Source organism: Massilia niastensis DSM 21313 (assembly GCF_000382345.1).
GTDB classification, from domain to species: Bacteria; Pseudomonadota; Gammaproteobacteria; order Burkholderiales; family Burkholderiaceae_D; genus Telluria; species Telluria niastensis.
Genome location: NZ_KB908144.1, coordinates 21,479 through 29,400, shown reverse-complemented (window position 1 = coordinate 29,400; position 7,922 = coordinate 21,479). Strand labels below are relative to the sequence as shown.

Below are 7,922 nucleotides of genomic sequence, written 5' to 3'. Positions count from 1 at the left end.
TGGCGCCGCACGCAGTTCATCTCGCCGATGCTGGCCCCCGAGGCCAGCAGGGCGCGGTTGACGGCCTGCTTGTCCTCGAGGCTGATGCCGGGCAGCGGCAGCGGCAGCAGCGACGAGCCGCCGCCCGAAATCAGGCACAGCACCGTGTCGTCCGCCGTGAGGCCGCCGACCAGCCCGAGCATGCGCCTGGCCGCGTCCTCCCCGGCCCGGTCGGGGACCGGGTGCGCCGCCTCGACGATCTCGATGCGTTCGCACGGCACCGCATAGCCGTAGCGCGTCACCACCAGGCCTTCGAGCTTGCCCGGCCAGTTGTTCTCGACTGCCCGCGCCATTTCGGCGGAAGCCTTGCCGGCTCCCACGACGATCAGGCGGCCGGCGGGCGGCGCGGGCAGGTGCGGCGGGATGCACAACGCCGGCTGCGCAGCTGCGATGGCGGTCCTGAACAGCACTTCGAGCAGCTTCCGTTCGCGCCCGGGGTATGCGGCGGCGGCGCTTGCGCCGGCTTTCTTGGTATCGGGATGATTCGCCATATCCATGTTGTGCTCCTTAGACGCCGTCGACACTGGGGCTCAGGCGGACAGCTTTTGCAGTTTCACCAGCTCCGGCGCCGCGTCCACGGTCGCTGCCGGGGTTTCGTAGATCGACTCCGTCTCGCGGTAGGTGTCGTGGCCGTCGAGGATGTGCTGCATGCGTTCGCGGTCGACCGCGCCCACCCAGCGTGCGATGGCCATGGTGCCGACGGCATTGCCGATCGTGTTCGTGATGGCGCGGGCTTCGGACATGAAGCGGTCCACGCCGAGCAGCAGCACCATGCCCGCGACCGGGATATTCCCCATCGAGGCCAGGGTCGCGGCCAGGGTGATGAAGCCGGAACCGGTGACGCCGGCGGAACCCTTCGAGGTCACCATCAGCACGCCCAGGATCACGAACTGGTCCACGAGGCTCAGCGGCGTATTGGTGGCCTGGGCGATGAAGATGGCCGCCATCGTGTAGTAGATGCACTGGCCGTCGGGGTTGAAGGTGACGCCCGACGGGATGACGAGGCCGACCACCGGCTTGGAGACGCCGAGGTATTCCAGCTTGCGCATCAGTTGCGGAATCACCGATTCCGACGAGCTGGTGCCCAGGACCGTGAAGATCTCATCCTTGATATAGCGGAGGAATTTCCACAGGCTGAAGCCGGAGAGTCGGGCAATCGAGCCCAGCACGACGAACACGAACACGGCGCAGGTGATGTACATGCACGCCATCAGCTGGCCGAGCGACACCAGGGAACCGAGGCCGTACTTGCCGACCGTGAAGGCGATGGCGCCGAAGGCGGCGATCGGGGCGATGCGCATGACCATGCCGACCACGACGAACATGCCGTTGCTGAAGGCTTCCAGCACATCGACGATCGGCTTGGCGGCCCGGCCCATGTGGGACAGGGCGATGCCGAAGAAGGTGGCGAACACCAGGATCTGCAGGATGTCGTTCTTGGCCAGCGCCTCCACGATGCTGGTCGGCACCATGTTGAGCAGGAAGTCGATGAAGCCCTGCGATTTCTCGGCGGCCGCCGTGTAGTTGGAGATGGCGCCGGCGTCGAGCGTCTTCGGATCGACGTTCATGCCCACGCCCGGCTTGAACACGTTGACGACCACCAGCCCGAGCAGCAGGGCGAAGGTCGACAGGACTTCGAAATAGATCAGGGCGCGGGCGCCGACCCGGCCCAGCTCCTTCATGCTTTCCATCTTGGCGATACCCAGCACGACCATCGCAAAGATGACGGGTGCGAACACCATCTTGATCAGGCGAATGAACACGTCGCCCAGCGGCTTCAGGTCGGTGCCGAGTTTAGGATAAAGAAAACCGAGCAGGCCCCCTGCCACGACGCCAATCAATACCTGGACGTACAGTTTCCCGAAGAAACGCTTCATGATGTCTCCTTGATGTGTGCTGCGTCCGGACTCCCCTCCAGTGCTCTTTGCTGGCCGGTCGGGGGCGGATCTGGCGCGTGGCGCCCGCAAACGAAAAGGCGCCGTGCGATGACGGCGCCGATGAGGGGGTTGTCAGGCAGCGGCGCGCTGCTGCTGGCTGCTCAGGAAATCGCAGACGGCCTTGGTGACGTCGGCGGTGGTCGCGGTGCCGCCCAGGTCGCGGGTGTGCAGGGCCGGGTTGGCGGTGACGTTCTCGATGGCCTGCATCACCTGCTTGGCAGCCTCGTTCTCGCCCAGGTGCTCGAGCAGCATGACCACCGACCAGAAGGTGCCGACCGGATTCGCCAGGCCCTTGCCCATGATGTCGAAGGCCGAACCGTGGATCGGTTCGAACATCGACGGGTAGCGGCGTTCCGGATCGATGTTGCCGGTCGGCGCGATGCCGAGGCTGCCGGCCAGGGCGGCGGCCAGGTCGCTGAGGATGTCGGCGTGCAGGTTGGTCGCGACCAGCGTGTCCAGGGTTGCCGGGCGGTTCACCATGCGCGCGGTGGCGGCATCGACCAGTTCCTTGTCCCATTTCACGTCCGGGAATTCCTTCGAGACCTCGAGCGCGATCTCGTCCCACATCACCATCGCGTGGCGCTGGGCATTGCTCTTGGTGATCACGGTCAGCAGCTTGCGGGGACGCGACTGGGCCAGCTTGAAGGCGAAGCGCAGGATGCGCTCGACGCCGGCGCGGGTCATGACGCTCAGGTCGGTCGCGGCTTCGATCGGATGGCCCTGGTGGACGCGGCCGCCGACGCCGGAGTATTCGCCTTCGGAATTCTCACGCACGATGACCCAGTTCAGGTCTTCCGCGGCGCAGCGCTTGAGCGGGCCGTCGATGCCGGGCAGGATGCGGGTCGGGCGGACGTTGGCGTACTGGTCGAAGCCCTGGCAGATCTTCAGGCGCAGGCCCCACAGGGTGATGTGGTCGGGGATGTCCGGGTCGCCGGCGGAGCCGAACAGGATCGCATCCTTGCCGCGCAGGGCGTCGAGGCCGTCGGCCGGCATCATCACGCCGTGCTCGCGGTAGTAGTCGCCGCCCCAGTCGAAGTTTTCGAACGAGAACTGGAATTCGCTGCGGCTCGCGGCCACTGCTTCCAGTACCTGCTGTCCTGCCGGGACGACTTCCTTGCCGATGCCGTCGCCAGGGATGGTTGCGATCTGATAGGTCTTCATTGTGCTGTCTCCAGTGTGGTTGGGTGATGTCGTGCATGCACTGTAACCCCTGGAAAGGCATAAAAACGGCGCGCAATTCAATCCACTATCAACTGTAATTTAACAATACCCCGCACCTACCAGGTCTGGCCCGCATAACCGCGCACCTGCAGGCTGCGCCGCAGCACCTGGTCGGTGATCCACTTTGCCGCCGTCAATGCGCGCGCGCAGACCAGCTCGGGCGGCAGCTGGAGGTAATCGTCGTTCACGACTTCCAGGCTGTAATCGCCCCGGTAGCGGGCGCGGTCGAGGCGCCGCAGCATGCCGGACAGTTCGGCGGAATGGCTGCCCTCGCCGGGAAAGACACGCAAATGCCCCGCCGTCTCGATGCGCTCCGCATTGCTGGGCAGGTCGCGCCACATGAAGTCGGACAGCTGGACCAGGGCGATCTTGTCGGGCGGGATTTCGTCGAGCCGCTCCAGGTCGGCCCCGCTGGCCAGCATGTGGAAGGAATCCAGCACCACGCCCAGGTTGGCGTGGGCGGCCATGTCGACCACTTCCCACGCCTGCTCCCAGGTATGCACATGGCGGCCCCAGGACTGGGCTTCATAGCCGATCCTGACGCCCATGGGCACCGCGGAGTTGGCCAGCTTGGCCAGGTCGCGCGCGATCAGCGCGTCATCGCCGCTGCCGTGGCTGGAGGTGCTGGAGCAGACCAGCAGCAGGCGGGCGCCGACCGCCCTGCAGGCCTGCAGCAGGTGACGGGCGATGTCGAGCTTGTACTCGTGCAGCGGGCCATTCAGGCCTTCGTAGTCGCGCATCACCTGGAGCGCGGTGACGCGCAGGCCGCTGCCCCTGACCACCTGCACCGCATGCGGCATGCCGAGGGGATGCTCGGCCAGGTCGCGCGCCCACAGGACGATCTGGGAAAAGCCGGCCGCGCGGCAGGCCGCCAGTTTCGCTTCGAGCGGGCCGGCCAGGGTGATGCTGTCCATCCCGAAGTCGGCCAGGTTCATGCGGCACCCGCGCCCCGGTCGCTCACCACCAGTTCGAAACTCACGCCGCCCCGGTACAGGCGGGTCAGCGCGCCCTTCCCGCTCTCCTGCGCCGAAGCGCGCTCCATGAAGGCGATGCCGCGCTCCTGCAGCGCGCTGACCGCCGCCGCCACGTCCGGCACCCCGAAACCGATGCGCATCAGCTGCTCTTCCCACTGCAGGCCACCGGCGCCGGGCGGCGGGTCGATCAGTTGCAGGTAGAAGCTGCGGCACGGACTGGCCAGCAGTATCCCCTTCGGCACCGCGCCGAAGAACTGGTCCTCGGGCAGCACCACGAAGTACATCAGTTGCTGGTAGAAGTCGATCCACTCGGGACGCCGGCCCTCGTCGACGGATTGCACGATGCCGAAGAAATGCATGCCGGCCAGCGCCGGCGGCTGCTGCGGCGCTCCCGGTATCGGCTTGAAGTCGACGTCGTAGATGGAGAAATCGCCGATCCGGTCGACGAAATACAGGATCGAGTCGCCCGCGCCGTGTACGCCGGGAATATTCAGCTCCATCACGCCGACCCGGCTCGGGATCGCCCAGGCGCCCATGGCCACCGCGTGGCGGTAGGCGACATCGGCGTCGCGCACGCGCAAGGCCACCGCGCTGATCACCGAGGCCGGCAGGTCGTCGCGCGCCGACGAGGGCCGCGCGTTGCGTTCGGCGTTGACGACGATGTTCATGTCGCCCTGCCGGTACAGGATCACTTCGCGCGAGCGGTGCCGTGCGATCGCGACAAAGCCCATCTGCTCGATCAGGGCGCCGAAGGCGAGCGGCTCGGTGGTCGCGTATTCGATGAATTCAATGCCTGCAATGCCGAGTGGATTGCCGGATGCCGCATTCTGGTCCGTGGTGATCATGTCTGTCTGTCACTCCCCGATGCTGTCAGCGGTTCAAATCATAACGCATTTCCAACACAGCAAATGCCCGATTCGTGCTGCACAGCAGGACACCGGGGCGAAGTTGATAGCGTTCAATTTATGAACCATGTGGGCGATAGGCGCACACTTTGTCGATTAACGCACATCTTGTCCGCCATATCTGCTTTACTATTTTCACATCGAAGGGAGCGGCGCCACGTGCGGCCCGACCCAAAAGACAATAGCGAGGCGGCACACAGAAGGCGCGCCCGGACAAATTCAAGGAGACAACATGCAGAGCAAACCTCTCGCCGCCCTGGTACTGGGCGCCGTTGCCGGACTGGCCCAGGCCCAGGGCAACGTGACCGTGTACGGCACCATCGACGAATACGTCGGCCATGTCCGCAGCAGCACCGGCGCCCACATCACCGGCCTGAACGACGGCGCCATCCTGCGCAGCCGCCTCGGCCTGAAGGGTTCCGAAACCCTGCGTCCCGGCTACGACGTGAAATACACCCTCGAGATGGGCGTCAACGCCGATACCGGCGCCTCCGCCGAATCCGGGCGCCTGTTCGACCGCCAGGCCTGGGTCGGCCTGAGCACCCCGGCCGGCGAAGTGCGCATGGGCCGGCAGAACACCGAGATCTTCCTCACCGGCGGCGCGATCGACTACACCGAACGCACCACCTTCGGCTCGGTGATCAACACCTTCGGCGTGCCCTCGCGCTACGAGAACGATATCTCCTACCGCTCGCCGCGCAAGGCCGGCCTGATGCTGTCGCTGCACTATGCCTTGCCGGAAAACGGCGGCACCGGCGCCACCCGCAACAACAAGCCGGTCATCCAGGCGGCGCTCGACTATGAAAACGGGCCGTTCCGGCTCGGCTATGCCGGACTGCAGGCCAGCCCCAACTCCCTGACGGCGACCGTGCAGCGCAAGGTGAGCTACCACCACCTGTATGCCAACTACAAGTACTCCGCCGGCACCGTCTACCTGGCCTTCGCGCGCAGCAACAACTCGACCGCGAATGCCAACGGGCGCAATGCCGGCACCATCCTGAGCAATATCGGCAGCCCGAACAACTTCTTCGCCGGGACCGATCCGAACGCCGAACGCTTCTACAACATGTGGCAGCTCTCGGCCGACTACCGCCTGACGCCGGCCCTGCGCGTGGGCGCCCTGGCCGGCGTGATCCGCGACACCTCGGGCGGCGATGCCGGCGCGCGCGGCGCCAACGTCGGCGCCTATTATTCCCTGTCCAAGCGCACCACCCTGTACAGTTTTCTCAGTTACCTGAAGAACCAGGACAACGCGGGCTTCCGCTTCGGCAGTTCGGGCGCGCCCTCGGCCAACCTGGCGGGCGACGACGTCAATGGCCGGAGCTTGACCGGCCTGCAGCTGGGCATCCTTCATCGTTTCTGAGGCGAAGCGGCTTCGAATTCTCACCGTTATTAATACATCAGGAGACAGTATGGCTACCATAACGACGCACAAGGCGCATGACAGCGAAAAATCGCGCAAGGCAACGCTGAGCGGATGGATCGGCTCGGTGCTCGAGTACTACGATTTCTTCATCTATGCCACCGCGGCATCGCTGATCTTCCCGCAGATCTTCTTCCCCAAGGGCGACCCGAAGACCGCCATCATCGCCTCGCTGGCGACCTATGGCGTCGGCTACGTGGCGCGCCCGATCGGCGCCTTCATGCTCGGCCACTGGGGCGACACCAAGGGGCGAAAGCACGTACTGGTGGTCTGCATGTTCCTGATGGGCTTCTCGACCATGGGCGTCGGGCTGCTGCCGACCTATGACCAGGTCGGCATGCTGGCCCCGATCCTGCTGGTGGCGATGCGCCTGATCCAGGGCTTCGCGGTGGCGGGCGAGATTTCCGGCGCCAGCTCGATGATCCTGGAGCACGCGCCCTTCGGCCGGCGCGGCTATTTCTCCAGCTTTACCCTGCAAGGCGTGCAGTTCGGCCAGATCCTTGCCGCCGCGGTGTTCCTGCCGCTGGCGCACTACATGCCCGAAGAGGCCTTCAACTCCTGGGGCTGGCGCATTCCCTTCCTGCTCAGCTTCGTGGTGATCGTGGTCGGCTTCATGATCCGCCGTAACGTCGACGAAACCCCGGCCTTCGTGGAAGAAGGCGCCGCCAAGGCCCGTCCGAAGGCGCCGATGGTGCAGGCGGTGCAGCAAAGCTGGCGCGACATGCTGCGCGTCGTCTGCATGGCCCTGATGAACGTGGTCCCGGTGGTGGCGACGATCTTCGGCGCGGCCTACGCGGTCCAGCCCGGCTACGGCATCGGCTTCTCGAAGGACGTCTACCTGTGGATTCCGGTGCTGGGCAATATCGTCGCCGTCCTGGTCATTCCCTTCGTCGGCAACCTGTCCGACAAGATCGGCCGCCGCCCGCCGCTGATCGTCGGCGCGATCGGCTCGGGCCTGCTGTCCTTCGGCTACCTGTACGCCATCAGCATCCACAACGTGCCGCTGGCGATCGTGATGTCGGTGCTGATGTGGGGCGTGGTCTACCAGGGCTATAACGCGGTGTTCCCGAGCTTCTACCCGGAACTGTTCCCGACCCGTACCAGGGTGTCCGCCATGGCGATCTCGCAGAACCTGGGCACCCTGGTGACCGCCATGCTGCCGGCCGTGTTCGCCACCGTGGCGCCTCCGGGCGCCGCCAACATCCCGCTGACCGTCGGCGCCATCACGCTGGCCGTCACCGTCCTGGCCGCACTGGCTGCGCTGAGCGCCCGCGAAACCTACCGGGTCCGCATGGAAGACCTGGGCAACCCGGACGCCGTGCCGGTCGGCGAGGCCGAGTACGAACGCCTGCGCCAGCAGAGCCTCGGCGCGTCCGCCATGTCCAGGACCACCGCCGGCACCGCCCACTGATGCGCGCCGCAC

7 protein-coding genes are annotated in these 7,922 nt (G+C 65.8%); 2 read left to right on the top strand and 5 right to left on the bottom strand.

Going from position 1 to position 7,922, the window contains the following annotated elements:
- From H162_RS0126060 to H162_RS0126040, 5 genes are all read right to left on the bottom strand, one after another.
- Positions 1-530 (bottom strand): glycerate-2-kinase family protein (locus H162_RS0126060; protein ID WP_156885814.1); only part of this gene is annotated, 530 nt, incomplete at its 3' end.
- Between the two features lie 39 nt (positions 531-569).
- The gene (locus tag H162_RS0126055) at positions 570-1,916 is read right to left on the bottom strand and encodes a dicarboxylate/amino acid:cation symporter (protein WP_020656422.1); all 1,347 of its coding nucleotides are present in this window, start codon (positions 1,914-1,916) and stop codon (positions 570-572) included.
- A 132-nt stretch (positions 1,917-2,048) separates the two neighbouring features.
- Entirely contained in the window at positions 2,049-3,137 is a 1,089-nt protein-coding gene (locus H162_RS0126050; protein WP_020656421.1) for a tartrate dehydrogenase, read from the bottom strand.
- 116 nt (positions 3,138-3,253) lie between these two features.
- Positions 3,254-4,132: a sugar phosphate isomerase/epimerase family protein gene (locus H162_RS0126045; protein ID WP_020656420.1), complete on the bottom strand. Its 879-nt coding sequence runs from the start codon at positions 4,130-4,132 to the stop codon at positions 3,254-3,256.
- A complete protein-coding gene (locus H162_RS0126040) occupies positions 4,129-5,016 on the bottom strand; it encodes a hypothetical protein (RefSeq protein WP_020656419.1) in 888 nt (295 codons plus the stop codon). The genes H162_RS0126045 and H162_RS0126040 overlap by 4 nt, the downstream gene beginning before the upstream one ends.
- A gap of 292 nt (positions 5,017-5,308) precedes the next feature.
- Here H162_RS0126040 and H162_RS0126035 point away from each other — a divergent pair, with 292 nt between their 5' ends.
- Entirely contained in the window at positions 5,309-6,439 is a 1,131-nt protein-coding gene (locus H162_RS0126035; RefSeq protein ID WP_020656418.1) for a porin, read from the top strand.
- A gap of 49 nt (positions 6,440-6,488) precedes the next feature.
- Entirely contained in the window at positions 6,489-7,910 is a 1,422-nt protein-coding gene (locus H162_RS0126030; protein WP_020656417.1) for an MFS transporter, read from the top strand.
- The last annotated feature ends 12 nt before the right edge of the window (positions 7,911-7,922 follow it).